This is a genomic window from Salarchaeum sp. JOR-1 (assembly GCF_007833275.1).
Lineage (GTDB): Archaea > Halobacteriota > Halobacteria > Halobacteriales > Halobacteriaceae > Salarchaeum.
This window is the reverse complement of the sequence record NZ_CP042241.1, coordinates 2,147,687-2,170,514: the sequence shown is the minus strand read 5'-3', so window position 1 is coordinate 2,170,514 and position 22,828 is coordinate 2,147,687. Positions and strand designations below refer to the sequence as shown.

The window sequence follows — 22,828 nt, the reverse complement described above, 5'->3', positions numbered from 1 at the left end:
TCTAGAAGTCGCTCGCGAACTCGACGTGGCTGTACGTCAGGAGGTAGCCGTAGGCGAGCGCCGCGAGTCCCGCGACGGCCGCGCACATCGCCACCTGGTCGGTGTTCAGGCAGTCGAGGACGACGAACCCGAGCCAGACGGGGACGCCGTTCACGAACCCGCCCGCGAGCACGCCGCCCTCGGGGAGGAACTGGAGCGAGTAGTGGTACGCGAGCGGGTAGAGTAGGCCGAGAACGAGGAGGTAGATGGAGAACGCGGCGAGCGCTCCCGTGATGCCCGCGATGTTCACGAACGGATCCGCTTGGTACCCGATAGTCGGTGCCACACCGTAGAGAACTAGGAAGTGCGCGATGACGCCGATGAGCCCGCCGAACACCGCGCTGGCTTCGCCTCGCATACCCGGTTCGTCTCGGGGGCGAATCAAGAACCTATCGGGTTAGAGGCTCGCCCACTCGACCATCCGCCGGTACGTGTCGTCCGTGCGGAGGGCGTTCGCGTCCCCCACCAGTACCATCGCTTTCTTCGCGCGGGAGAGCGCGACGTTCAGCCGGCGGTAGTCCTCGAAGATCGGGCTCTCCATGTCGTCGGACGCGACGAACGACACCACGATCACCTCCTTCGACGACCCCTGGAAGCGGTCGACGGTGTCTACGGCGACCCCGTCCGGGACGCGCCGGCCGATTTCCGTGACCTGCGCGCGGAACGGCGCGATGACGCCGACCGCGCCGGGTTCGACGCCGGCGTTCAGGTAGGACTCGACGAGGCTGGTGACGCGCTCCGCCTCCACGGCGTCCGTGTGCGCGGCGTCGGTTCCCTCGACGTGCTCGAACCGCACGCCCTCGGGGACGCCGGTCACGCCGATGTCCGCGAGGGACTGGCCCGCCACGTCGCCGGTCGCGGGCCGCAACTGGCCGTCGTAGAACTCGGACGAGCTGAACGCCTGAATCCGCTGGCTCATCCGGTACTGTTGGTCGAGCATCACGCCCGCGTCCGGATGCTGCTCGATGAGCCGCTCGAACAGGGACTCGGAGAGCCGGCCGCCCGACCGCACGACCGGCGGCAACTGCTGGTGGTCGCCGACGAGCACGAACCGCTCCGCGCGGTTCGCCGCCGCGAGCGTGTCCGGTTCCGTGAGCTGTGAGGCCTCGTCCACGAGCGCCACGTCGAACGCCTGCGAGCGCAGGATGCGCGACCCGCAGGTCGCCGTGGTCGCCGCCACCACGTCCGCGGACTCCAGTTTGTCCGCCTGTTCGCGGGGGTCGCCGGACTTCGACAGGCGGTAGGTCTGCATGTCCTCGCGGACGCCGGACTCCGTGCCGACGCGCACGACGTCCTCGAACCCCTGGTCTTCGATGGCTTCGAGGGCGTTGTCCACCGCGCGGTTCGTGAACGCCGACAGCAGCACGCGCTCGCCCCGCGCGACGAGTTCGCGGACGATGCGGGCGATGGTGTACGTCTTCCCCGTCCCGGGCGGCCCGTGCACGAGCGCGAAGTCCTCCGCGTTCAGCGCCCGATTGACGGCGTCGTTCTGCGCGTCGTTGTTGTCGATGAACGTCTCCGTCCCCGACGCGAACGCCGGCTTCTCTCGGCCGAACAGCACGTCGCGGCGGCGCTCGTCGGACTTCAGGACGAAGTCGTGGAGCGCGGACAGCATCCGGGAGACGTTCAGGTCGCTCGGGTACACGTCGAGTCGCCGGAGCTCCACGGGTTCGTCCGTCGACACCACGACCGCGTCCGCGTCGAGGCGTTCGACGCGCGCCATCTCCGCCGTCCCGTGCACGGGGTCGCCGTCGTTCGCGAGCACGCGGTCGCCCTCCCGAATCTTCGAGGTCGCCGCGGACGGCCGCTTCGCGGTGAGCCGCCACCGGCCGTCCGCGAGCTCCTCCCGCGAATCGGGTTCCAGGCCGACGATGGCGCGGTCGTCCTCCGCGCGCTCTTCGGGGCTCTGCTTCCAGAGCTTCGCGTACTCCCGGTGGACTTCCCGGCGCTCGGCCTCGATGGCGTCGTAGAGGTCGTCGAAGTACTCGCGCTCGGCCTCGGGGAGCTTCCTGCCGACCTGGCCGGCTTTCGACTCCTGGCCCAGTCGCCCGGAGACGACCATGCAGGCGTCCTGCTCGAAGCAGTACTCGCACGTCGCGTTCCCCTCGTAGCCCGTCGGCGGGTCACCGTCGAATTCGAGCGCGGCGAGGTGGTTGCGAGTGCGCACGACGAACTCCAGGAGGCCGCGGCCGATGCTGAACTCCTTCGCGGGGCTCAGGTCGCCGCTGGCCTCGTTGCGCGCCATCGCCGCGTTCTTCGTGTAGAGGAGCGTGCCCGTGTCCGCGGGAACGCCGCGCTCGGAGAGCAACAGGGCGTAGCACGCGGCCTGAATCTTGTCGTGGAAGCGCGGGTCGCGGTTCGTGTTCTTCCCCGTCTTCAGTTCCACGGGCATCCCGCGTCGGATGGCGTCACACCGGCCCTTGATGCCGAGCGTGTCCGACACCAGCGTGTACTCCGAACGCCACTCGTCCTCCTCCGTCAGGAGTCCCTGATTCAGCCAGCCCTCGATGGCGCTCGCGTTCTGCCGCACGTCCTCTCGCACCTCCTCGAACTCCTTGTCCAGCAATCCGAGTTCGAGCCCCGCCTCCCGCACGCGCTCGTCGATTGCGTCGTCCAGGTCGCGGCCGCGGAGGAGGTCGCCGAACACCTCGTGGACGATAGTTCCCTTCGTCACTGCGTACTTGAGCGGGAGCGCCTGCAGTTTCGAGAGGTAGTACTGGCGCGGACACTGCACGAACTCCCGCACGTCCGTCACGTTCACGAGGAATTCCGGTTCCACCACCACGTACGACTCCGTTCCCGTCGCGTACTGCGTCTCCCCCGCGTACTCGCGCTCCTCCGCGTCCGTCACCAGCAACTCCATGCCCGGTGCGAGGTACGCCGCCGTCTCCGTCCACTTCCCCCACAGCGACACCTCGCGGAACGACGCGTCGTCGCGGAGCGTCACGTCAAGCACGTCGCGCTCGCCGTACTGCGTGCTCACCGACCGAGCCTCACCCACCTCGGCGACCTCGCCCCGTACGTTCACACACGGGATAGCGGCGGCGCGAGAAAAACGCTGTCGCTCCCCGGAACAGTCTTCGCCTCCGCTAACTCACCCGACACAGCTTCTACGTCCGCGAAAGCCCGCTCGCCCCCACGCCCGCTCAGGAACATATCGGTCGCTCCGCTCCCGATAGGGGTTCCTGACCGAACGCGACGGCTCGCCCCCCTTTCGAATTCCCACCCCGTGGTTGGTCGGTGGGGCGAGACACGTGGGGTGGGTCGCGGTGCGAGTGGAACGGTCGGCAGAACGCGCGGCTGGTGGTCGGGGGTGATGCGGTTCGGATGGCGATACGCTTACCGTCGTCACGCCGTAACGTCGGGTGTATGCGAGTCCGTGACTGGAAGGACATCGTGGAGGACGTCGTGGATAGCGGCGCGGATCCGGACGGCTGGCGCGCGGTCGCCGGAGACCGGTCTGGCGGCGTCGGCGAGGATCTCTACCTCGGCCATCCGAGCGCGGGCGTCTACCAGCTGAAGACGTACGCGAAGAACCCCTACGAGGTGAAGGGCGCGGGCGCTCGAGTGGCGCGCCGGATAGACGACGAACTCGACTCCTTTTTCCCGGAGAAGACCGGCGGCGGATTCGCGGTGCAGTCCCCGCCCGAGGACACCGAGGACGCGGAGGAGAAAGCCCAGCGGTTGGAGGAAGTGGTGAAGGCGCACGCGGACGCGCCGACGACATCGGACGCGCTGTTCGAGGACGTGATGGACGCCATCGACAGCCCGGCGTTCGGGCCGATGGAGTACGACCAGTACGGCCGGCCGGACGAACTCGACGGCCTCGCCGACACCTTCGAGGAGGCCGAGGAACTCTTGACGGCGGAGCTCGACGACCTCGTGGAGTCCGACGACGTGGGGCGGGGCTTCCAGTAGTCAGGCGGTTCGGTCGATGACGGACGTGCACTCGTCGACGAACGCGCCGAGGCCCTGCGCCACGTCGCGGTCGAGCGAGATGAGTACGCCGCCGTTCTCCGGGACGTAGAAGTGAATGACTGCGGCGTTCTCGTACAGTTCGACGTTCGCCTGACTCGCGCCGAGCGCCCCGTACTGATTGTCGTCGCTGATGGGCGTGTAGTCGCGGGCGTTCTCGACCAGGTCGTCGAGGAACGTCCGGAACTCCTCGGTCTTGAGGTCGTCCCGGAGGTAGAGGAGCGTCCAGTCGTCGTCGGTGTACCGGATCGCGCCGCGGAACGCGTCGCCGGCGCGCTCGCGCACCATCCCGAGGAGGCGCTTGTACCGCTCAGACATATTTTCAACTACGTGCTCAAGACGAAAAACGTTCGGGTCTACGCGACACGCGCGAGCCATCGACCGGGCGTGTCGAGTTCGTCGCTCCGCGGGAGGTTCTCCGGAGCGTCCCAGACGAGGCTGGCGGCCTCCATGCCGCGCGCGTCCACGACGGCGTCGAAGAACTCCCGCCCTCGTTCGTACTGCTGGCGTTTCAAGCCGAGGCCGAGCAGGCGACGGAAGAGTTTGGTGAGGGGGCCGCCGGCGCGCCGGCGCGCGTCGAGTTTCCGGCGGAGGTCGTCGTACTCGCGGTCGAACGCGCGATCCATCAGCAACTCGGCGTACCCCTCGACGGCGGTCATCGCGAGCAGCACGTCCTCGAACTCGTCGGTGTCGAGGCGGTACTCGTCTCCGAGTTCGGTGACGCCCGCGCGGAGGCGGTCTTCGAGGTAGTCCGCGAGCCACGGCGCGGCGCCGAACTCGGCGGCGTGCGTGACCTCGTGGAACGCGATCCAGCGGCGAAAGCGCGCGAGCGGTACGTCGAGGGTGTCGGCGGCGGCGACGATGTTCGGGTGGACGAAGTAGAGTTCGTGCGCGTCGCCGTCCGCGAGCAGGAGGGGGTCGTACTGGCCGAGGACGTTCCGCGCGAGAAACGAGAGTGCGGCCGCCGCGCCGCCCGTGTTCAGCGTGCGGGAGACGCCGGGGATGGCGGCGTTCACGTCGTTCACCGGGTGGAACGCGCGCTCGAACGTCTCGACGTTCGCGTCTATCCAGTGGTGGCGGTTCATCACCGACACCGTCTCGGGCACGTCGAAGTCGAGCGTGGACGTCTCTCGGACGCGCTCGCGGGCGTCCCGCACGTCCCTCGCGTACGCCTCACGGTCGGTCGCGGTGAGGGTGAGGTCGCCGGGCGGCGTCCCGGACTTCGCGGCGTCACGGACCGCGTTCCAGTCGACCAGCGAGTCGCTGGAGGCGGACGCGACCGCACGAACGCCCTCGAAAATACTCATACGTATCTTCGGCCACCCGGCGAAATAGGTCTTGTGCGTCGGTTCCGCGGGATCGTCAGTTCAGGAGTTTCTTCGCGGCGAACGCGACGCCCGCGAGCACGGCGAGCGCGACCAGCGCCGGGACGACCGTCGATCCGCCCGCGGTCGCCTCGTCGGTCTCGAACGACGACTCCTCGCCGGACACGCCCTCGTCGTCCTCGTCGGCAGCACCCGCCGCGGGGCCGAAGTTCGCCGTGGGTTCGAACTCGCTGTCGTGGAAGTGAATCTCGAAGATTCCCATACCCGACAGTTCGTCGTGGCGCGTGTTAGCCGTTGTGGGACGACGGCGTGCGGGCTTTCGTGGCGTTCATGGTCGCGGGCCTTCGAATCGAAGTATGGACAGAGACCGCCGTGAGTTCCTCGACGCACTCCTCGACACCGCGAGCCCGTCCGGGTTCGAAGCGCCCGCCCAGCGCGTCTGGGTGGATTACGTCGAATCGTTCGCGGACGACGTGCACACCGACGCGTACGGGAACGCGGTCGCCGTCTACGAGGGCGGCGACGGCCCCGAGTTCCTGTTCGGCGGGCACGCCGACGAAATCGGCTACATGGTCGCGAAAGTGGACGACGACGGCTTCATCCACCTCACGCCCGTCGGCGGCTCCGATAAGTCCGTCTCGAAGGGCCGGCACGTCGTCGTGCACGCGGACGACGGCCCCGTGAACGGCGTCATCGGTCAGACCGCCATCCACCTCCGCGACTCCACGGACGAGGAGTACGACGACATCGGCGAGATGACCGTCGACGTCGGCGCGGAGGACGAGGCGGAGGCGCGCGAACTCGTCTCCGTCGGCGACCCCATCACGGTCGCGGAAGGCGTTCACGACCTCGCCGGGCACAGGATAGCGGCGCGCGGCCTCGACAACCGAGTCGGTATCTGGGTCGCCGCCGAAGCCCTCAGGCGCGCCGCCGAACGCGGCGTCGACTCCACCGTGCACGCCGTCTCCACCGTCCAGGAGGAGGTCGGCCTGCAGGGCGCGCGAATGGTCGGCTACGACGTGGATCCGGACGCCGCCGTCGCCGTGGACGTGACGCACGCCTCCGACAGCCCCGAGTTCCCTCGCGAGAGGCACAACGAAATCAGCCTCGGCGACGGGCCCGTGGTCGCGCGCGGCTCCACGAACCACCGCGACCTCGTCGCCGCGGTTCGCGACGCCGCCGACGCCGAAGCCATCGGCGTGCAACTCCAGGCAGCCGGCATCCGCACCGGCACGGACGCCGACGCGTTCTACACGAGTCGGAGCGGCGTTCCGTCTCTCAATTTGGGCCTCCCGAACCGCTACATGCACACGCCCGCGGAGGTCGTCGACCAGCGCGACCTCGACGCAGCAGCCGATCTCCTCGCCGCTGTCGCCGACCGCGAATCCGGCCGCAACGCCTTCACGATCGACATATAAGTCCGATATATTTAAGCGTGCGACGGGCCGGAGTGTGGGTATGAGCGGTCGACCTCTCGACATCCTGGAGGACTCCCTCGACGAACCCGTCTCCGTCCACCTCAAGGACGGCGAAATCTTCGAGGGCGTCCTCACCGGCTACGACCAGCACATGAACCTCGTCCTCGAAGACGGCGAAGACACAACCGTTATCCGGGGCGACAACGTCGTTACCATCAAACCATGACCGGCTCCGGAACTCCCAGCCAGGGCAAGAAGAACACCACCACGCACGTCAAGTGCCGCCGGTGCGGCGAGAAATCCTACCACGTGAAGAAGGGCAAATGTTCGTCCTGTGGCTTCGGCAAGTCCGCCAAGCGCCGCGACTACGAGTGGCAGGGCAAGACCGGCGACAACTAACTCAGGGTCTCTCGGCGACGGCGCGCGTTCGCCGGACGTCTTCTTCCAGCGTTTCCGCGTGTTCGAGCCGTCGCTCTCGCACCTCCGATAGCGACAGCGTCTGCTTCTCGAACGCTCGCGTCGTGGGAGCGTACGCGTCGACCGCGAACCCCATTCTGTCGAGGTAGTCACACAGCGAGTCGGCGGTGAGGCCGTCGTAGATGGCGGCGTTCACGTAGTCGCGGACGGCGTCGAACGCGGGGAGGACGAGTTCGGTATCGGTGATGCGGCCGGATCCGTTCCCGATTCGGACGTCGGCCTCGCGGACGTGGCCGACGACGCCGGCGACGGTGTTGGCGAGGCGGAGCACGTCGCGCGGGAGGGCGGCGTCCGGCGAGCGCCACTCGACGGTCGGGAAGGACTCGCGGAGCTGGACGGGCGTCCAGACGGCGCTCTCTCGGTCGAAGCACGACTCGACGGTGGCGGGGTCGACGCCGGCGTCCCGGGCGGCGGCCGTGAACGACTCGTAGCAGGACTCGACGCGCCGCGTCCACTCCTCGGTGTCGTCGAGGTAGGGCCAGAGGCGGCCCTGTCGTTCGAAGTCGGCGTACGCGCGGCGGCGGTAGAGGTCGGAGCGCGCGCCGGGCGCGACGCGTTCGCCCCGGTAGTACGGCGAGGAGTTCACGAGCGCGAGCGCGGGGTCGAGCGCGGTGAGCGCGTTCAGTTGGTCGGTCTCGTGGCCGGGCCACTGTTCGACGTGGACGTGCGTGCCCGCGCAGTGCCGGACGTACGCGAACGACTCCCCGAGCGTCTGGTTCTGCACGCGCGTGCGGTCGCTGTCGTGCTCCGGTATCTCGTCTGCGTGGAGCGGCGTGGCGAGCGGTACGAGGTTCTTCCCGAGCTCGTCCGCCCGCCGGAGCACCGCGTCCAGTCGCGCGGTGAGTTCGTCGTGGAGTGCCTGCGGCGTCGCGCAGGGCGTGGTCTTCACTTCGACGAGCGGTTCGACGAACTCTCGTTCGACGCCGTCCGTGGCGTCGAGGAGGCCGCGCGGACTCGCGAGTTCGCCGTCGTCGTCGACGACCCAGTACTCGACTTCGACGCTCCGGCGGACGGGTTCCGCGTCCGTGGCCGCCCGGGGTCGTCTCCGTCCGTCACTGTCGCCGTTTCGCGTCATACGTTATCATTTAACACAATTGGTCGAGGTCTCAAGAACTCTTCGCCGACTCGGACGAAATCGCCCCAGCTTCTGCGCGCACGTTCCCGGTTCGCCACGTTCTGTGTACGTGCGACCGACCCACAGTTGTATGCACGATACTGAACACTATATGGTGGTGTCGGCGGTGACTGAGGCACAATCACGGGTGTTTTTATCTGTGGATGATTCAAGCACTATCCATGGAAGATGGCGCTGGCGCGAGCCGCCCCGCGACCGGAATGACCGAGAAGTGCGGCGTCGTCGGCATCAGCCTCGCGGAGCGAGACGCGGCGCTCCCGACGTACTACGCGCTGTACGCGCTCCAGCACCGCGGCCAGGAGTCGGCTGGCATCGTCACCCACGACGGCTTCCAGCAACACCAGCACGTCGAGATGGGGCTCGTCGGCGACGCCTTCGACGAGTCCGACATCGACGCCCTCACCGGCAGCACTGGTCTCGGACACGTCCGATACCCCACCGAGGGAAGCCTCGACAAGTCCTGCGCGCAGCCGTTCTCCGTGTCGTTTCGTGGGGGCGCGCTCGGCCTGAGCCACAACGGCAACCTCGTGAACGCCGCCGAGGTTCGTGACGAACTCGAGGCGACCGGTCACGCGTTCACGAGCGACGGCGACACCGAAGTCATCGCGCACGACATCGCGCGAAACCTCCTGGAGGCCGACCTCGTCAGGGCGGTCAAGCGAACGATGGAGCGCATCCACGGGTCGTACGCGCTCACCATCATGCACGACGACACCGTGATGGGCGTCCGCGACCCGGAGGGCAACCGCCCGCTCTGCATCGGCGAACTCGACGACGGCTACGTCATCACCTCGGAATCCGCCGCCATCGACACCCTCGGCGGCGACCTCGTCCGGGACGTGAAACCCGGCGAACTCGTCGTTCTCCACGAGGACGGCACGGGCTTCGACTCCTACCAGCTGTTCGAGCGCGACCGGAGCGCGCACTGCTTCTTCGAGTACGTCTACTTCGCTCGCCCGGACTCCGTCATCGACGACGAGCTCGTCTACGAAGTCCGGCGGGACTTGGGCCGCGAACTCTGGGCGGAGTCCGGCGTGGACACCGACGTGGTGATGCCGGTTCCCGACTCGGGGCGCGCGTTCGCGTCCGGGTACTCCGACGCCGCCCACGAGGACGGCGCGAGCGTCGAGTTCGCGGAAGGCCTGATGAAGAACCGGTACGTCGGCCGGACGTTCATCATGCCGACGCAGGAAGCCCGCGAGCGCGCGGTCCGCCTGAAACTCAACCCCATCCGCTCGACCGTCGAGGGGAAGTCGGTCACCATCATCGACGACAGCATCGTCCGCGGCACCACGTCGAACCAGCTCGTCGAACTCGTGCGGGACGCGGGCGCGGAGGAAGTCCACGTCCGCATCGGCGCGCCCGCCATCCTCGCGCCCTGCTACATGGGCATCAACATGGCCACCCGCGAGGAACTCATCGCCGCCGACAAGAGCACGGACGAGATACGCGAGGAGATCGGGGCGGACAGCCTCTCCTACCTCTCCGTGGACGCCGTCGCGTCCGCCATCGGCAAACACCGCGACGACCTCTGCCTCGGCTGCGTGACCGGCGAGTACCCCTACGACATCGACGGCGAGACGACCGACCGCGAAGTCGAACGGCCCGTGGTCGCGTCCGCGGACGACTAGTAGACGACGTAGAGGAGGAGGTAGACGACGATACCGAGCGAGAAGGACACCATCCAGAGCGATGCGGCGACCCGGCCGACGCGCGCGTGCACTGTCTCGGAGAGCTCCGCGACGGTGTGCGTGCCGGCGAGGACGAGCGCGTACACGACGAGCGGGACGCACACCATCGCGAGCGCCATGTGCACTATCAACACCGGGAGGTAGAGGAACTGATACACCGCCTCGGGGCCCCCGAACTCGGTGGTGCCGTGGACGACGAGCCGGTAGAGGTAGAGCGCGAGGAACCCCGCGAACAGTACGGTGCTCGTTCCCATCAGCGCACGGTGTCTGGCGAAGTCGCGGCTCCGGGCGGCGCTCCAGCCGAGTGCGATGGTGGTGATGGCGGCCGCGCTGATGACCGCGTTCAGGGGCGGGATGACGGACACCAGCGGCTCGTAGGTCGGGAGGAGGCTGGCGGGAATCACGCCGCGCACCGCCGCGACGACCACTCCGAGTGCGAGCGCGCTCACGACTCCCGCGACTCCGACCGTGTGTCGGCGGACGAACGACTGCATACGCGTGCTTGCGTCGCCCGCTCCAAAACACTACCGTGCGTCCCTCCCCCACTCGGCCCGCGAATCGTAGGGGTTTTATTATGGCCGCGGCTACCATGGAGTGCAGCGAAACACGCGCGAGCGTGGGTAGCCAAGCTAGGCCAAAGGCGCAGCGTTGAGGGCGCTGTCCTGTAGAGGTTCGCCGGTTCAAATCCGGTCCCACGCATCGCACCGGACGGACACACCGTCCAACGCTGCGATGCACGGTGATCTCCCCTACCGGGACATCACCCACGCACAACTTACTGACGGCGTAACACCGACCAGCCACGGTGTTCCCCTACCGGGACACTCCCGAACCCGGAGGGTTCGGGTGGCAGCCGGGCCGCGAAGCGGTTCGGCCCGCTCACCCACGCACAACTTACTGACGAACCAACATCGACCAGCCACGGTGGCATGCGGCGATATCTTGGCCCGACACCGGCCGGCCGTGGCCTCGGCGGTCGGTCGTGGGCGCGGTGTCGTGTTCTGTCCGCGTTCGTGCCGGTAAGCGAGGTGTTAAAATGGGTAGTCCATCATAGGGGTGTGTATGGCCAAGTATTCGACCGGTGGATCCTCCGGTGGGGGATCCAGTGGGTCCTGTGAGCTCTGCGGGACCTCGTCGGAGTCGTTGACGACGGCGAGCGTGGCGGGCGCGGAGTTGCAGGTGTGTTCGAACTGTGCGAACCTCGACGAGTCGTCGAAGGCGGAGCGTGAGGTGTCGGAAGAACAGCAGCGTCGGAAGCAGGCGGCGCGGAACACGGCGCGGCAGTTCGACGCGGCGACCGGTGATTCGACGCGCTGGGAGGAGGAAGGCACGAACTACGAGGGCGACCAGCTCCCGTATCTCTCCTCGGATTACGGGCGGACGATTCAGAAGGCTCGACAGGAAGCGGGGCTGCAGTTGGAGGAGTTGGCGGACGAACTGGGCGTCGACGAGAACGACCTGCTGGCGGTCGAGCAGGGGCGGGCGAACCGCGCGGGCGTGGGCGGGTCGCTCATCGCGAAACTCGAGGACAGACTCGGCGTGGACGTGACGCAGGAGTAGTTCTCGCCGTGCGTGCGATGGAACGTGGCCGCGTAGTCGCGGGTGTGGAACCAGGCGTTTTTTCTCCTCTTCCGGCGAGTATTGCGTATGGAGCTCTCTGCGGAGCAAGAGGCGATACGGGAGGTCGCGCGTGAGGTGGCAGCGGAGGAACTCGCGCCGGTGGCCGCGGAGGCCGATCGGACGGAGTCGTTCCCGGAGGGCGTCTGGGACACGCTCGCCGACCTCGATTTGACGGCGATGACGGTGCCCGAGGCGTACGGGGGGCTGGACGTGGAGAAACTCACGTACAGCGTGGTGAACGAGGAGTTGGCGTACGGAATGCTGTCGGTGGCGACGGCGCTCTCCGTGCACTGCCTCGCCACGTCCTGTCTGGCGGAGTTCGGGGACGAGGCCCAGAAGGAGCGCTGGCTGCCGGAGATGGCTGAGGGGCGTCCGGTGGGGGCGTTCGCGCTCTCGGAACCGCAGGCGGGGTCGAACCCGGCGGGGATGGAGACGGAGGCGCGCCGCGACGGCGACGAGTACGTCGTCAACGGCACGAAGCAGTGGATAACGAACGGCGAGCGCTCGGGCGTCGTCGTCCTGTTCGCGAAGACCGACCGGGACGACCCCGGGAGCATCACGCAGTTCGTCGTGCCGAAGGACACCGACGGCCTCTCCGTCGGCCCGCGCGAGGACAAACTCGGGCTGCGCGCGAGCGACACGACGACGCTCACGTTCGACGACGCCCGCATCCCCGCTGAGAACCGATTGACGCCGGAGGGAGAAGGATTGTCGGCGGCGCTGCACATCCTCACGGGCGGCCGCGTCGGCATCGCGTCGCAGGCGGTCGGACTCGCGCAGGCCGCGCTCGACGACGCGGTCGCGTACGCGAACGACCGCGAGCAGTTCGACCAGCCCATCGGCCAGTTCGGGAGCATTCGGGAGAAGATAGCGGAGATGCGAACCGAACTCCAGGCCTCTCGCCTCCTCTGCCGGAATGCGGCCGCGAAGGCCGACCGGGGCGAGAACTACCAGGAGGCGGCGGCGATGGCGAAGTACCACGCGAGCGAGGCAGCCGTCGACATCACGAACGAGGCCGTCCAGATTCACGGCGGCTACGGCTACACGACCGACTTCGACGTGGAGCGCTACTACCGGGACGCGAAGATAACGACCATCTACGAGGGCACCTCGGAGATCCAGAAGGAGGTCATCGCCCGCGGCCTCCTCGATTAGATGGACGGCGTCGTCTACGACCTCGATGGAACGCTCGTCGACCTCCCGGTCGACTGGCGCGCGGTGGCCGCCGACCTCCGTGCGCTCCTCGACTCCGCGCGCGTGAACCCCGACGACTACGGGACCTGGGGGTTGCTCGACGCCGCCGAATCCGCGGGCGTCGGCGGCGAGGCTGAACGGATCATCAGCGAGTACGAGCGTGAGGGCGCGAGAACGGCGGAGTCCCTCCCGCTGGCCGACGAACTCGCCGGGAGCGACGTTCCGGCGGCGGTGTGTTCGCTGAACTGCGAGGCCGCCTGCCGGATCGCCCTCTCCCGACACGGCCTGCTCGACAGTGTCGAGGCGGTGGTCGGCCGGGATTCGGTGGCGGAGCGCAAACCCCACCCGGAGCCGCTGCGGGCGGCGGTTCGCGCGCTCGGCGTTCGCCCGGAGCGCGTGGTGTTCGTCGGTGACGCCGAACGGGACGCGGAGACCGCCGAGCGCGCGGGCACCGAGTTCCGCTACGTCGAGGGGTGACGCGCTCGCTTCCGCGCGTAGAGGAAGACGGGAACGGCGGTGAGAATCCAGACCACCGCGCCGACGCGCACGGCGAACATCGCCATCGACGCCCACGTTCTGAGGTCGGTGAACACGGAGAGCAGCGCGACGACGGGCGCGCCGACGACGATAGTGAGGACGAACGTCGTCTGCATCACCCACGCGTAGTCCACGCCGTCCGTCTCGTGCGTCTCGACGCGCTCTGGCACACCTGTACTCTCGGCGCGTGCCCGCATAAACCCCGCTCTTCCGGTTCGGAAACGCTTACCCGGGTCCTCGCGCATTTCGACGTATGCCGACCGTTCAGGACATCCGTCGGAAGGCGGGCGACGAGCCGATAACCATGCTCACGGCGTACGACGCGCCGACCGCGGCCGCCGTCGAGAACGCCGGCCTCGACGTGGTGCTCGTCGGGGACAGCATGGGGAACGCCGTGATGGGATACGACTCCACCCTCCCAGTGACGATGGACGACGTGGCGAGCAGGACGGGCGCCGTCGCGCGCGCGACCGAGGACACGCTCGTGGTCGCCGACATGCCATTCCTCAGCTTCGGCGCGAGCGAGGAGGCGAGCGTCGAGAACGCGGGACGCCTCCTCAAGGACGCGGGTGCGCAGGCGGTGAAACTCGAATGTGGCGAGCATACCGTCGAGCTGACGGACACCCTCACCTCGCTCGGAATTCCCGTGATGGCCCACCTCGGCCTCACCCCCCAGCACGTCAACCAACTCGGCGGCTACACCCGCCAGGGAACCACCGAGGACACCGCGAGCGAAATCCTCCGCCTCGCCGAAGCCCACGCGGACGCCGGCGCGTTCAGCCTCGTCCTCGAACACGTCCCCGCGAACGTCGCCGCCCAGATAACTGACGCCATCGACATCCCCACCATCGGCATCGGCGCCGGCCCCGACACCGACGGGCAGGTTCTCGTCGTCACCGACGTGCTCGGCATGACCGACTGGAGTCCGCCTTTCGCGAAGCAGTACGGCGACCTCAAGGCGGAGATGGAGTCCGCCATCACCGAGTACAAGCGGGACGTCGAGAACGGCGACTTCCCCGCGAGCGAACACAGCCACGCCGCAGACGACCTCGACGACCTCTACTAACGGACTTTTTTCCGGTTCGGGGTCGCCGCCGGCGACCGGTGAACGGCGCATCTTCGATGCGCCGACAGACGACCCGCCATTTTTCGTCTAACATCGACTCGATGAACCGTCTCGGGTGAGCGCGCTCGGTGGAACTACCCCGTGATGAGTGCTGGTGGCGACGGCGTTTAGGGCGGGGCGCGTGTAGGATGGGGTAGGAACGGCACCCACTGGTGTGAACCGCAATTCTACCACTATTCTATATTCGCTACCCGGCCCCCTCCACTTCGGAGAAACCTTTAAATACTTAGCGGACTAACTATGGGTTAGCATGAACGAACGCACCTCCGTCAGCGAGAGCGGGGAGATGGTCCGTCAGTACGACTACGACGACCGGACCATCGTCGCCGCCGACCTCGGTACGAGCGCCGACGGCGTCTCCGTGGACGTCGTCGACGGCACGGCCATCCTCGTCGCCGACGGCGAGGGCGAGCAGCGCGAGTTCGACGTCCCCGCGGGCGACGTGGCGAAAGCAACTATTACGAACGGCGTCGTCACTATCGAGGTGGAACGATGAAACTCACGGTCAAACCCCTAAAGCAGAAGGACGCCGGCCGTGGACTGGCCGCCATCGACCGACAGTCGATGCAGGAACTCGGCCTCGAGAACGGCGACTACATCGTCATCAGCGGGACGGACTCGGGTCGCGCCGTCGCGCGCGTCTGGCCCGGCTACCCCGAGGACGACGGCCAGGGCGTCGCCCGCATCGACGGCCGCCTCCGCCAGGAGGCCGACGTGGGCATCGACGACCGGGTCGAGGTGGAGAAGGCGGACATCAAGCCCGCCGGCGCCATCACGGTCGCGCTCCCGCAGAACCTGCGCGTGCGCGGCGACATCTCTCCGATGGTGCGCGACCGCCTGAGCGGCCGCCCCGTCACCGCCGGGCAGACCGTCCACATCAGCTTCGGGTTCGGCGGCCTCGGGTCGTCGAGCGGCCAGCAGATCCCCGTGAAAATCGCGGACACAGAGCCGGACGGCACGGTCGTCGTCACGGACTCCAGCGAGATCCAGCTCTCCGAGCGGCCCGCCGAGGAGATCCAGACCGGCGGCGACGAGAGCGGCGACGCCACGCCGAACGTCGCGTACGAGGACATCGGCGGCCTGGACGAGGAGCTCGAACAGGTGCGGGAGATGATCGAACTCCCGATGCGGCACCCCGAACTGTTCCAGCAGCTCGGCATCGAACCGCCGAAAGGCGTCCTCCTGCACGGCCCGCCGGGCACCGGGAAGACGCTCATCGCGAAGGCGGTCGCGAACGAGATCGACGCGCACTTCGAGACTATCTCGGGCCCCGAAATCATGTCGAAGTACTACGGGGAGTCCGAGGAGCAGCTGCGCGAGGTGTTCGACGAGGCGGAGGAGAACACGCCCGCCATCATCTTCATCGACGAAATCGACAGCATCGCGCCGAAGCGCGGTGAGACGAGCGGGGACGTGGAGCGCCGCGTCGTCGCCCAGCTCCTCAGCCTCATGGACGGCCTCGAAGAGCGCGGCGACGTGACGGTCATCGCGGCCACCAACCGCGTCGACGCCATCGACCCCGCGCTCCGCCGCGGCGGCCGGTTCGACCGCGAAATCGAAATCGGCGTCCCCGACAAGGACGGCCGGACGGAGATCCTCCAGGTGCACACGCGCGGCATGCCGCTCGCGGACGGCATCGACCTCGACGAGTACGCGGAGAACACGCACGGGTTCGTCGGCGCGGACATCGAATCCCTCGCGAAGGAGTCCGCGATGAACGCGCTCCGCCGCGTCCGCCCCCAGATAGACCTCGAATCCGAGGAGATCGACGCGGAGCTCCTCGAATCCATTCAGGTCACGGAGGCGGACATGAAGGACGCGCTGAAGGGCATCGAGCCGTCCGCGCTCCGCGAGGTGTTCGTCGAAGTTCCCGACACGACCTGGGACAGCGTCGGCGGCCTCGAAGACACGAAAGAGCGCCTGCGCGAGACCATCCAGTGGCCGCTCGACTACCCCGAGGTGTTCGAGTCGATGGACCTCGACTCCGCGAAAGGCGTCCTCCTCTACGGCCCGCCGGGCACCGGGAAGACGCTGCTCGCGAAAGCGGTGGCGAACGAGGCGAACTCGAACTTCATCTCCGTGAAGGGCCCCGAACTCCTCAACAAGTACGTCGGGGAGTCCGAGAAGGGCGTCCGTGAGGTGTTCGAGAAGGCGCGGTCGAACGCACCCACCGTGGTGTTCTTCGACGAGATCGACTCCATCGCGGGCCAGCGTGGCGGAAACATGGGCGACTCCGGCGTCGGCGAGCGCGTCGTCAGCCAGCTCCTCACCGAGCTGGATGGCATCGAAGACCTGGAGGACGTGGTCGTGGTCGCGACGACGAACCGCCCCGACCTCATCGACTCCGCGCTCCTCCGTCCCGGCCGCCTCGACCGGCACGTCCACGTGCCCGTGCCCGACGAGGACGCGCGCCGCGCCATCCTCGAGGTTCACACGCGCGAGAAACCGCTGGCCGACGACGTGGATCTCGACACGGTCGCTGCGCGCACCGACGGCTTCGTCGGCGCGGATCTGGAGGCGCTCGCCCGGGAAGCGACGATGAACGCGACCCGCGAGTTCGTCAACTCCGTCAGCCCCGAGGAAGCCGTCGAGAGCGTGGGGAACGTCCGCGTCACGATGGAGCACTTCGAGGACGCGCTCGACGAGGTCGGTGCGAGCGTGGACGCGGAGGTTCGCGAGCAGTACGAGGAGATCGAAGAACGCTTCCAGAAGGCGGAAAGTCCGGACGAAGAAGAGTTCGCGAGCGGGCACGCGTTCCAGTAAGCCCGCGCTCGTTTTTTCGAAGGCCGTAAGGCGTCTCCCTCACTAGAGCGCGGTATGATTCCTCCCGGTGCGGACACCGTGCTCGTGCGACACGGGGACGTCGGGTCGAAGTCCGCGAAGGTGCAGTCCGACATGGAGCGCGTGCTCCGGGAGAACCTCGAACGCACGCTCGACGCGCGGGATATCGAGGCGTCCGTGGACGCGCGGTGGGCGCGGATTTTCGCGAGGGGCGATGACGTGGACGCGATTACGGACGCCGCGACGGACGCGTTCGGCGTCGTCTCCGCGAGCCCCTGTCTCGTGGTTGATCCGACGATGCGCGGCATCCGGCGCGCGCTCGCGAACACCGCCCGCGAACACTACACCGGGGGTGCGTTCGCCGTCGAGGCGCGCCGCGCGGGCAGCCACGACTTCACGAGTCAGGACATCGGTCGCGCGGGCGGCGAAGCCGTCTGGGAGGCCGTCGAAGACGAGTTCCAGCCCGAAGTAGACCTGGACGACCCCGACATCACCTTCTTCGTGGAGTGCCGGGGCGACGCCGCGTACGTCTTTCTCGAAAAACGCGACGGACCGGGCGGCCTGCCGCTGGGGACGCAGCGCCCGCTCGTCGCGCTCGTCTCGGGCGGCATCGACTCGCCCGTCGCGGCGTACGAAGCCATGAAACGCGGCGCTCCCGTGATTCCGGTCTACCTCGACCTCGGCCCGTACGGCGGCCCCGACCACGAGGCGCGCGCCATCGAGACCGTTCGCCTGCTCTCCGCCTATGCGTCCGGCCGCGACCTCACCGTCCACCGAGTTCCCGCCGGCCCCGCCGTCGAGCGCGTCGTCGAGGAGACCGGCGCGGAACGGATGCTCGTCTACCGCCGCCTGATGTACCGCATCGCCGAAGCCGTCGCCCAGCAAGCGGGCGCGGTCGGCATCGTCACCGGGGAGGCGCTCGGGCAGAAGTCGAGTCAGACCGCCGCGAACTTCGCCGCCGTCGACGACGCCACCACGCTCCCGATCCACCGGCCGCTGTTCACGCGGGACAAACAGGACATCGTCTCGCAGGCGCGCGACATCGGGACGTTCGACACCGCCACCGTCAACGCCGGCTGCAACCGCATCGCGCCCGACTACCCCGAGACCAACGCCGACCCCGCGGTGGTGCGCGCCGCCGTCCCCGACGACCTCGATGCCCTCATCGACTCGGCGGTCGCCGACCGCGAGCGCGTGGAGGTCGCATGACATGACGCGGGTCTGCCTCGTCGCGGACGACGACTCCAGCCTCCCGGTCGACCTCTACGGGTACGACACCGCCCGCCGCGCGCTCGGCACCTACGACATCACCGAGCCCTGGGACAACACCGTCGTCCTCGACACCGTCAGCCTCGGCGCGGCCGTCAGCCTCCTCAACGATCTCAACTGGTACCTCGCCCGCCTCACGAGCGACGCCTTCGTCCGGGATCCCAGCGTCAGCCGCCACGAGTGGCTCTCCCGCCCCCTCGCCCGCGAAATCCGGGACGGAACCGTCTCCCCCGACGACCCGATCAACCGACTCAAGGTCTACGGCGTCGAGAACGGCCGCCTCGTCGATCCGACCCACGTCCTCCGCGGCAGCGGCGGCGACGGCGACTACGAACGAAGCGAATACGAGGACACGGTCGTCGTCAGGGTCACGCAGGACGAGTTCTTCTGACCCGCCTTTTACGCTGCGCGCCGGCGACGCCGGCGCTCGGCAAACGCTAGACCAAACGCCGTCGTCACCCCCTTCGGGGGTTCCTCGGCCCGCGCTTCGCGCGGCGAATCTCTGCGCTCGGAGAGCCCGGGCGACGCGGTTCTCCCGAGCGCGACGCGCTCGGTCTTTTTCGTGAAGGTTTTTGCCGCGAGTGGTCGCGCAGCGCGCGACCCGAGTGGTAAAAACGTTCAGTCGAAGGTGCCGGCGCTGAGGTAGCGTTCGCCGGAGTCGGGGAGGATGGTGACGACGAGCGGGCAGTCGTCGTAGTCGTGTCCCCCATCGGCGAGGGCGGCGGGCGGTTCGGGGCAGTCGAGTTCGGGTTGGGCGAGGCGGTCGGCGACCCGGGTGGCGGCGATGGACGCCGCGCCGCTGGACTGGCCGACGAGGATGCCTTCCTCGCGGGCGAGCCGGCGGCATTCGGCTTCGGCGTCGTCGAGGGCGACGGTTTCGACCGCGTCGAGGAGGGCGGTGTCGAGGAGGTCGCTGACGAACCCGGGGCCCATGCCCTGGTAGTCGTCGTTGCCGGGTTCGCCCGTGGTGAGAACGGGGTTCTCGACGGGTTCGACGCCGACGACGTCCATGTCTGGATACTCCTCTCGGAGGCGGGTGGCGGTGCCCGTAATCGTGCCACCCGTGCCGATGGCGGCGACGAGCGCGTCGACTTCGCGGCCCTCGACCTGTTCGATGATTTCCTCGGCGGTGGTGCGGTAGTGCGCGCGGGGGTTGGCTTCGTTCTCGAACTGGCTGACGTGGTAGGTGTCGGGGTTCTCGCGCGCCATCCTGGCGGCGCGGTTGTTCGCGTCCGCCATCTCGCCCGCGACGAGTTCGAGGTCGGCGCCGTACGCCGTCAGGAGCCGGCGGCGTTCCTCGGATTTCGACTCGGGCATGACGATGGTGAGGTCGTAGCCCCGGGCGGCGCACACGACCGCCAATCCGATGCCGGTGTTCCCGCTGGTCGCCTCGACGAGTCTGTCGCCCGGCTGGATGTCGCCCGCTTCCTCGGCGGCGCGAACCATCTCGCGCGCGGGCCGATCCTTCGCCGAGCCGCCGGGGTTGAAGGATTCCACCTTCGCGGCGACGGTCGCACCCTCGGGCGACGACAGGCGAACCAGCGGCGTGCCGATGGTGTCGAGGATGCTGTCTCTCATTGCCCTCACTAACGCGCTCCAGTCCTAAACACGTACTGGACGCCGGCAGGGAGTGCCGGGACGTACCCGTTAAGCCCCCCGAGCGCGTACCCCGAGATATGACGCTGGACTGCATGACGCCCGCCCGCGAGTGGGACGAGGCCGCCCACGAGGACGCCGTGAAGACGCTCGCCTCCCTCGACGACTCCACGCACGTTCGCGTGTGGGGCGCGGACTGGTGTCCCGACTGCACCGAACAACTCCCCGAGTTCGCCGCCGCGCTCGCCGCCGCCGGCGTGTCTCACGACCGAATCTCCACTTACCCCGTGGAGCGTGAGAACGGCGTGAAGACCGGCCCGAAGATGGCGGAGTACGAGGTCTCGCTCATCCCGACCGTGCTGGTGGAGGACGCGGACGGCGACGAACTCGCGCGGTTCGTCGAGGAAGAAGACCAGCCCATCGCCGAGTACCTCGCGAGCGAACTCCGCGCGATTACGGCCTGAACTCTCGAATCCACTCCGAGAGCTCTTCGCCGGTCGTGAGCGGCGGCGAGCACGCGCGCCGACACACGTACGCCGTCGCTCCCTCGGTCGCCTCCCGGCCCGCCCACAGCGGCGGGGCGTCCGAGACGCCGAGGTCGGCGAGCCACTCCGTCAGCCCGCCGTCCGTCGGCGGTCGCCGGGAGAGCAGGCGGTCCGGGAGGTAGGTGTCCGCCACCACTCGCCGCCAGTCTTCTGGAAGTTCGGCGGCGGCGACGGTGAGTTCGAGGTGGCCGGTCTCGTAGGTGTCGGCGGCGAGCGCGAGCGACGCGTGGCCGAGCGGCGACTCCCGTATGTTCGCGCCCTGCGTCTCCAACACTCGCTTCACCACCTCGCCGAGTCGGTCGTCGGGCGCGAACGCGTCCAGCGCGAGCAGGGTCTCGCAGGCGACGCCGACGGGCGAGGGCGTGGAACGGTCTTCGGTCTCCTGCGGGCGCGCGAGCGGCGTGTCGGGCGTGCTGAAGTAGAGCGCGCCCGCGTTCTCGTCGTAGAACTGTTCGACGAGCGCGCGGGAGAGGTCGAGCGCGAACGCGAGGTGTCGGTGGTCGCCGGTGGCTTCGTACGTCGTGAGCGCGCCGCGCGCGAGGAACGCGTAGTCGTCGAGGTAGCCCGGCCCGGAGCGCTCCCCGTCCAGCCACCGGCGGGCGAGCGCGCCAGACTCCGCGTCCCAGAGTTCCTCGCGCGCGAAGTCGAGCGCCGCGGCCGCCCGCTCCCCGTACGCGTCGTCAAGCACCAGACCCGCCTCGGCGAACGCTCGAACCGCGAGGCCGTTCCACGCGGAAATCACCTTCTCGTCCCGCGCGGGCCGCGTCCGCCCCTCGCGGGTCTCGAAGACCTGTTCGCGGGCGCGTTCGAGACGCTCCGCGACCTCGGATTCGCGCAGGTCGTGGTCGTCCGCCAGCGTCTCCACGGACTCCGCGACGGTGAGCACGGTGTCGCCCTCGAAGTTCCCCGGTTCGGTGACGCCGTAGCGCGCCCGGAACAGTTCCGCATCCCCGGCGTCCGCGACGGCGGCGTCCACCTCGTCCGGCGTCCAGACGTAGAACGACCCCTCCTCGTCGCCGCTCCGCGCGTCCAGCGTCGCGTAGAACGCCCGTCCGTCGCTGAGCTCGCGGTCGACGAAGTCGAGCGTCTCCCCCGCGATTTCCGCGTACCGGTCGTCGCCGGTGGCCTGGTGGGCGGCGGTGTAGGCGCGGGCGAGTTCGGCGTTGTCGTACAGCATCTTCTCGAAGTGCGGCACCGTCCAGTCGCGGTCGACGCAGTACCGGTGGAAGCCGCCGCCCACGTGGTCGCGCAGGCCGCCGTCGGCCATCGCGTCTAACGCCCGTGTCGCCGTCCGCGTGTAGGCGTCGTCGCCGGTTCGGTCGGCGGCGCGGAGGAGCGCGTGAATCCGACTCGGCTGCGGGAACTTCTGACTCCCGCCCCACCCGCCGTGCTCGTCGTCCGCGCGGTCTCGGGCCGCGTCCGCGACCGCGGTGAGCGCGTCGCTCCCCGGCGCGGCGTCGATCGGGTCGGGGACGTCCTCCAGTTCGCCCCGAACCGCCGACGTCCACTGGTCGGCGCGCGCCTCGACGTCCGCGCGCTCCGTCCGCCACGACTCAGCGATGTCGTCCAGCAGCTGCCGGAACCCGGGCTGGTTCCGGCTCGCGTCCGGCGGGAAGTACGTCCCGACGTAGAACGGCTTCAACTCGGGGGTGAGCCAGACGGAGAGCGGCCAGCCGCCACCGCCGCGGACGAGCTGACAGACCGTCATGAACACGTCGTCCAGGTCGGGGCGCTCCTCCCGATCGACCTTCACGGGAACGAACTCGTCGTTCAGTGTCGCGGCGATGTCCGGGTCGGAGAACGACTCCTCTTCCATCACGTGACACCAGTGGCAGGCGGAGTACCCGATGGAGACGAACAGCGGGCGGTCGCGTTCCCGCGCCGCTTCGATTGCGTCGTCGTCCCACGGCTGCCAGTGAACGGGATTGTCGGCGTGCTGCCGGAGGTACGGACTGCCCTCCTCGCTCAGTCGGTTCCGCGCGAGCGGGTCGGTCATACCCCTGTTTCGGGGGCCGCCCGGAAAAACACGGAGTTCAAGGATATACACGAACGCGGATACTGACTTCCGTGCCAAGAGCAACCTTTACACTCCTTTGTTCA

At 68.4% G+C, this 22,828-nt stretch carries 24 protein-coding genes and 1 tRNA gene; 15 read left to right on the top strand and 10 right to left on the bottom strand.

Going from position 1 to position 22,828, the window contains the following annotated elements:
• Position 1: 1 nt before the first annotated feature.
• Both FQU85_RS12345 and FQU85_RS12340 read right to left on the bottom strand, forming a co-directional pair.
• Positions 2-397, bottom strand: a complete 396-nt coding sequence (locus FQU85_RS12345) for a DUF6789 family protein (RefSeq protein WP_145848361.1) — start codon at positions 395-397, stop codon at positions 2-4.
• A 39-nt stretch (positions 398-436) separates the two neighbouring features.
• Complete coding sequence (locus FQU85_RS12340; protein ID WP_145848360.1) at positions 437-3,067, bottom strand: ATP-dependent helicase; 2,631 nt, start codon at positions 3,065-3,067, stop codon at positions 437-439.
• A gap of 341 nt (positions 3,068-3,408) precedes the next feature.
• Between FQU85_RS12340 and FQU85_RS12335 the strand changes: the two genes are divergently transcribed.
• Complete coding sequence (locus tag FQU85_RS12335) at positions 3,409-3,957, top strand: hypothetical protein (protein ID WP_145848358.1); 549 nt, start codon at positions 3,409-3,411, stop codon at positions 3,955-3,957.
• On the opposite strand, the gene FQU85_RS12330 is transcribed toward FQU85_RS12335, so the two are convergent.
• The 3 genes from FQU85_RS12330 to FQU85_RS12320 are packed head-to-tail and all read right to left on the bottom strand — an operon-like array spanning position 3,958 to position 5,601.
• A complete protein-coding gene (locus tag FQU85_RS12330; RefSeq protein WP_145848356.1) occupies positions 3,958-4,332 on the bottom strand; it encodes a hypothetical protein in 375 nt (124 codons plus the stop codon). It lies immediately after the preceding gene.
• Positions 4,333-4,370: 38 nt separating this feature from the next.
• Entirely contained in the window at positions 4,371-5,321 is a 951-nt protein-coding gene (locus FQU85_RS12325) for a zinc-dependent metalloprotease (RefSeq protein WP_145848354.1), read from the bottom strand.
• 55 nt (positions 5,322-5,376) lie between these two features.
• Entirely contained in the window at positions 5,377-5,601 is a 225-nt protein-coding gene (locus FQU85_RS12320; RefSeq protein WP_145848352.1) for a hypothetical protein, read from the bottom strand.
• 94 nt (positions 5,602-5,695) lie between these two features.
• Between FQU85_RS12320 and FQU85_RS12315 the strand changes: the two genes are divergently transcribed.
• The 3 genes from FQU85_RS12315 to FQU85_RS12305 are packed head-to-tail and all read left to right on the top strand — an operon-like array spanning position 5,696 to position 7,156.
• On the top strand, positions 5,696-6,757 hold the full coding sequence (locus tag FQU85_RS12315) for a M20/M25/M40 family metallo-hydrolase (protein WP_145848350.1): 1,062 nt from the start codon (positions 5,696-5,698) through the stop codon (positions 6,755-6,757).
• A 40-nt stretch (positions 6,758-6,797) separates the two neighbouring features.
• Positions 6,798-6,983: an LSM domain-containing protein gene (locus FQU85_RS12310; protein ID WP_145848348.1), complete on the top strand. Its 186-nt coding sequence runs from the start codon at positions 6,798-6,800 to the stop codon at positions 6,981-6,983.
• Positions 6,980-7,156, top strand: a complete 177-nt coding sequence (locus FQU85_RS12305; protein ID WP_145848346.1) for a 50S ribosomal protein L37e — start codon at positions 6,980-6,982, stop codon at positions 7,154-7,156. Before FQU85_RS12310 ends, FQU85_RS12305 begins: the two co-directional genes overlap by 4 nt.
• A 1-nt stretch (position 7,157) precedes the next feature.
• Here FQU85_RS12305 and FQU85_RS12300 read toward each other — a convergent pair whose 3' ends face one another.
• Positions 7,158-8,309, bottom strand: coding sequence for a glutamate-cysteine ligase family protein (locus FQU85_RS12300; RefSeq protein ID WP_145848344.1), 1,152 nt, complete (start codon positions 8,307-8,309; stop codon positions 7,158-7,160).
• A gap of 221 nt (positions 8,310-8,530) precedes the next feature.
• Between FQU85_RS12300 and purF the strand changes: the two genes are divergently transcribed.
• Complete coding sequence (purF, locus tag FQU85_RS12295) at positions 8,531-10,000, top strand: amidophosphoribosyltransferase (protein WP_370516761.1); 1,470 nt, start codon at positions 8,531-8,533, stop codon at positions 9,998-10,000.
• On the opposite strand, the gene FQU85_RS12290 is transcribed toward purF, so the two are convergent.
• Entirely contained in the window at positions 9,997-10,554 is a 558-nt protein-coding gene (locus FQU85_RS12290) for a DUF420 domain-containing protein (protein ID WP_145848341.1), read from the bottom strand. The two genes, purF and FQU85_RS12290, sit on opposite strands and share 4 nt — an antisense overlap.
• A 120-nt stretch (positions 10,555-10,674) precedes the next feature.
• On the opposite strand from FQU85_RS12290, the gene FQU85_RS12285 reads away from it, so the two are divergent.
• The 4 genes from FQU85_RS12285 (at position 10,675) to FQU85_RS12270 (ending at position 13,351) form a co-directional block, all read left to right on the top strand.
• Positions 10,675-10,759: transfer RNA gene (locus tag FQU85_RS12285), tRNA-Leu, on the top strand.
• A 363-nt stretch (positions 10,760-11,122) separates the two neighbouring features.
• On the top strand, positions 11,123-11,620 hold the full coding sequence (locus FQU85_RS12280; RefSeq protein ID WP_145848339.1) for a multiprotein-bridging factor 1 family protein: 498 nt from the start codon (positions 11,123-11,125) through the stop codon (positions 11,618-11,620).
• 87 nt (positions 11,621-11,707) lie between these two features.
• A complete protein-coding gene (locus FQU85_RS12275) occupies positions 11,708-12,835 on the top strand; it encodes an acyl-CoA dehydrogenase family protein (RefSeq protein WP_145848337.1) in 1,128 nt (375 codons plus the stop codon).
• Positions 12,836-13,351, top strand: a complete 516-nt coding sequence (locus tag FQU85_RS12270; protein ID WP_145848336.1) for an HAD family hydrolase — start codon at positions 12,836-12,838, stop codon at positions 13,349-13,351.
• Here the strand turns inward: FQU85_RS12270 and FQU85_RS12265 are convergent.
• A complete protein-coding gene (locus FQU85_RS12265) occupies positions 13,336-13,581 on the bottom strand; it encodes a DUF5822 domain-containing protein (protein ID WP_145848334.1) in 246 nt (81 codons plus the stop codon). The genes FQU85_RS12270 and FQU85_RS12265 overlap by 16 nt on opposite strands.
• 83 nt (positions 13,582-13,664) lie before the next feature.
• Here FQU85_RS12265 and panB point away from each other — a divergent pair, with 83 nt between their 5' ends.
• The 5 genes from panB (at position 13,665) to FQU85_RS12240 (ending at position 18,978) form a co-directional block, all read left to right on the top strand.
• Complete coding sequence (gene panB / locus FQU85_RS12260) at positions 13,665-14,477, top strand: 3-methyl-2-oxobutanoate hydroxymethyltransferase (RefSeq protein WP_145848332.1); 813 nt, start codon at positions 13,665-13,667, stop codon at positions 14,475-14,477.
• 310 nt (positions 14,478-14,787) lie between these two features.
• Positions 14,788-15,033 (top strand): hypothetical protein, encoded by a 246-nt coding sequence (locus tag FQU85_RS12255; protein WP_145848330.1) that lies wholly within the window; start codon positions 14,788-14,790, stop codon positions 15,031-15,033.
• Positions 15,030-17,300 carry a CDC48 family AAA ATPase gene (locus FQU85_RS12250; protein WP_145848327.1) on the top strand — a complete coding sequence of 757 codons (2,271 nt, stop codon included), beginning with the start codon at positions 15,030-15,032 and terminating at the stop codon, positions 17,298-17,300. Before FQU85_RS12255 ends, FQU85_RS12250 begins: the two co-directional genes overlap by 4 nt.
• Before the next feature lie 54 nt (positions 17,301-17,354).
• Positions 17,355-18,527, top strand: a complete 1,173-nt coding sequence (locus FQU85_RS12245) for a tRNA sulfurtransferase (RefSeq protein ID WP_145848324.1) — start codon at positions 17,355-17,357, stop codon at positions 18,525-18,527.
• 1 nt (position 18,528) lies between these two features.
• Entirely contained in the window at positions 18,529-18,978 is a 450-nt protein-coding gene (locus FQU85_RS12240) for a DUF5804 family protein (protein WP_145848321.1), read from the top strand.
• A gap of 227 nt (positions 18,979-19,205) precedes the next feature.
• Here the strand turns inward: FQU85_RS12240 and FQU85_RS12235 are convergent, their stop codons facing one another.
• Positions 19,206-20,165: a PLP-dependent cysteine synthase family protein gene (locus tag FQU85_RS12235; protein ID WP_145848319.1), complete on the bottom strand. Its 960-nt coding sequence runs from the start codon at positions 20,163-20,165 to the stop codon at positions 19,206-19,208.
• A 98-nt stretch (positions 20,166-20,263) separates the two neighbouring features.
• Here FQU85_RS12235 and FQU85_RS12230 point away from each other — a divergent pair, with 98 nt between their 5' ends.
• Positions 20,264-20,647, top strand: a complete 384-nt coding sequence (locus tag FQU85_RS12230; protein WP_145848317.1) for a thioredoxin family protein — start codon at positions 20,264-20,266, stop codon at positions 20,645-20,647.
• Here the strand turns inward: FQU85_RS12230 and FQU85_RS12225 are convergent.
• Positions 20,637-22,724, bottom strand: coding sequence for a thioredoxin domain-containing protein (locus tag FQU85_RS12225; protein WP_145848315.1), 2,088 nt, complete (start codon positions 22,722-22,724; stop codon positions 20,637-20,639). The genes FQU85_RS12230 and FQU85_RS12225 overlap by 11 nt on opposite strands.
• Between the last annotated feature and the right edge of the window lie 104 nt (positions 22,725-22,828).

Bases quoted from the DNA above. Each gene is read 5' to 3' on its own strand.
- FQU85_RS12345 (WP_145848361.1), bottom strand. From the start codon at position 397: ATGCGAGGCGAAGCCAGCGCGGTGTTCGGCGGGCTCATCGGCGTCATC.
- FQU85_RS12335 (WP_145848358.1), top strand. From the start codon at position 3,409: ATGCGAGTCCGTGACTGGAAGGACATCGTGGAGGACGTCGTGGATAGC.
- FQU85_RS12330 (WP_145848356.1), bottom strand. From the start codon at position 4,332: ATGTCTGAGCGGTACAAGCGCCTCCTCGGGATGGTGCGCGAGCGCGCC.
- FQU85_RS12325 (WP_145848354.1), bottom strand. From the start codon at position 5,321: ATGAGTATTTTCGAGGGCGTTCGTGCGGTCGCGTCCGCCTCCAGCGAC.
- FQU85_RS12320 (WP_145848352.1), bottom strand. From the start codon at position 5,601: ATGGGAATCTTCGAGATTCACTTCCACGACAGCGAGTTCGAACCCACG.
- FQU85_RS12315 (WP_145848350.1), top strand. From the start codon at position 5,696: ATGGACAGAGACCGCCGTGAGTTCCTCGACGCACTCCTCGACACCGCG.
- FQU85_RS12310 (WP_145848348.1), top strand. From the start codon at position 6,798: ATGAGCGGTCGACCTCTCGACATCCTGGAGGACTCCCTCGACGAACCC.
- FQU85_RS12305 (WP_145848346.1), top strand. From the start codon at position 6,980: ATGACCGGCTCCGGAACTCCCAGCCAGGGCAAGAAGAACACCACCACG.
- FQU85_RS12300 (WP_145848344.1), bottom strand. From the start codon at position 8,309: ATGACGCGAAACGGCGACAGTGACGGACGGAGACGACCCCGGGCGGCC.
- purF (WP_370516761.1), top strand. From the start codon at position 8,531: ATGGAAGATGGCGCTGGCGCGAGCCGCCCCGCGACCGGAATGACCGAG.
- FQU85_RS12290 (WP_145848341.1), bottom strand. From the start codon at position 10,554: ATGCAGTCGTTCGTCCGCCGACACACGGTCGGAGTCGCGGGAGTCGTG.
- FQU85_RS12280 (WP_145848339.1), top strand. From the start codon at position 11,123: ATGGCCAAGTATTCGACCGGTGGATCCTCCGGTGGGGGATCCAGTGGG.
- FQU85_RS12275 (WP_145848337.1), top strand. From the start codon at position 11,708: ATGGAGCTCTCTGCGGAGCAAGAGGCGATACGGGAGGTCGCGCGTGAG.
- FQU85_RS12270 (WP_145848336.1), top strand. From the start codon at position 12,836: ATGGACGGCGTCGTCTACGACCTCGATGGAACGCTCGTCGACCTCCCG.
- panB (WP_145848332.1), top strand. From the start codon at position 13,665: ATGCCGACCGTTCAGGACATCCGTCGGAAGGCGGGCGACGAGCCGATA.
- FQU85_RS12255 (WP_145848330.1), top strand. From the start codon at position 14,788: ATGAACGAACGCACCTCCGTCAGCGAGAGCGGGGAGATGGTCCGTCAG.
- FQU85_RS12250 (WP_145848327.1), top strand. From the start codon at position 15,030: ATGAAACTCACGGTCAAACCCCTAAAGCAGAAGGACGCCGGCCGTGGA.
- FQU85_RS12245 (WP_145848324.1), top strand. From the start codon at position 17,355: ATGATTCCTCCCGGTGCGGACACCGTGCTCGTGCGACACGGGGACGTC.
- FQU85_RS12240 (WP_145848321.1), top strand. From the start codon at position 18,529: ATGACGCGGGTCTGCCTCGTCGCGGACGACGACTCCAGCCTCCCGGTC.
- FQU85_RS12235 (WP_145848319.1), bottom strand. From the start codon at position 20,165: ATGAGAGACAGCATCCTCGACACCATCGGCACGCCGCTGGTTCGCCTG.
- FQU85_RS12230 (WP_145848317.1), top strand. From the start codon at position 20,264: ATGACGCTGGACTGCATGACGCCCGCCCGCGAGTGGGACGAGGCCGCC.
- FQU85_RS12225 (WP_145848315.1), bottom strand. From the start codon at position 22,724: ATGACCGACCCGCTCGCGCGGAACCGACTGAGCGAGGAGGGCAGTCCG.